The organism is Clostridioides sp. ZZV15-6383 (genome assembly GCF_020657735.1).
Taxonomy (GTDB): domain Bacteria; phylum Bacillota; class Clostridia; order Peptostreptococcales; family Peptostreptococcaceae; genus Clostridioides; species Clostridioides difficile_D.
In genome coordinates, this window is the sequence record NZ_JAGWCV010000176.1 from 1 (window position 1) to 362 (window position 362).

The window sequence follows — 362 nt, forward strand, 5'->3', positions numbered from 1 at the left end:
AGAGTAAAGGTGAATTTATAAGCGGTATGGATTTTTCTAAATGGTTAAATAATGAATATATTCCTAATAATCAAGATATGAAATGGATTAAAGATGTATCTTCTAAAGCTACAAAACAAGCTATTATGAATGGAGATAAAGCCTTCAAAGATTTCTTTAAAAAAACTAAAGGTTTTCCTAAGTTCAAGAAAAAGAAAAATCAAGATGTTAAAGCGTATTTTCCAAAGAATAACAGAACTGATTGGACTATTGAAAGGCATAGGGTCAAAATACCTACTCTTGGTTGGGTAAGACTAAAAGAATTTGGATATATACCAACAAATTCAATAGTTAAAAGTGGTACAGTAAGTCAAAAATCTAAT

At 28.2% G+C, this 362-nt stretch carries 1 pseudogene; it reads left to right on the top strand.

The features are described from left to right. A pseudogene (locus tag KGF42_RS19335) lies at window positions 1-362 on the top strand (RNA-guided endonuclease TnpB family protein); the annotation flags it as partial.